Source organism: Gilvimarinus sp. 1_MG-2023 (assembly GCF_030548285.1).
Genome location: NZ_JAUOSC010000069.1, coordinates 1 through 543 on the forward strand (window position 1 = coordinate 1; position 543 = coordinate 543).

The following is a 543-nucleotide window of genomic DNA, read 5'->3' on the forward strand; positions in this document are numbered from 1 at the left end:
GGCCAAAATTGAATGGCAACAAGCGGTACCAGCTATCTGCCATTGTTTTCCAGTCCGTTTGCAGCTGGCTCAAACCAGCTTCATCCGGAGCGCTACAAAAGCTGTCGACACTGTTGTTGAAGTCACTGACTTCACTGGCAAATTGCTCACTGGCAACAATGATGGTGCCATCAACCAGCTGCTCCAGCGCCAGAGACAGAGAGCCTTCGGTCAAGGCAACGGCATCGTTTTCACGACTGCCACCACAGCTGGCCAGTGTCAGACAGGTGCCCAGACACAACCAGGCAGAAGCGGATTTCAACATCGGGATTCTCTTTATCAAGGTCATACAGATTGGTCTGGTAGGGTAAAGGTAAACATATGATTGTCCCAGTGACGGCCAGCAAATGAGCGCCGCATGGCGCGGTCTTCTTTCAGGCTGCGGACATCAATCATGCGCACATCACCACGGGAATTACTCAATACAAAGTACTGCTGGTCACGGCTGACGGTCAGGCCACAGACATCAAAAAAGGCGTGATAGCCAACCAGCTGGTGCGTATC

1 protein-coding gene and 1 pseudogene are annotated in these 543 nt (G+C 52.1%); both read right to left on the reverse strand.

The genetic code is table 11. The features are described from left to right. The coding region (locus Q4563_RS15690; protein ID WP_303605126.1) for an imelysin family protein at positions 1 to 304 on the reverse strand (304 nt) is incomplete at its 3' end. 20 nt (positions 305 to 324) lie between these two features. After that, positions 325 to 543: pseudogene (locus Q4563_RS15695) on the reverse strand (DUF1513 domain-containing protein); the annotation flags it as partial.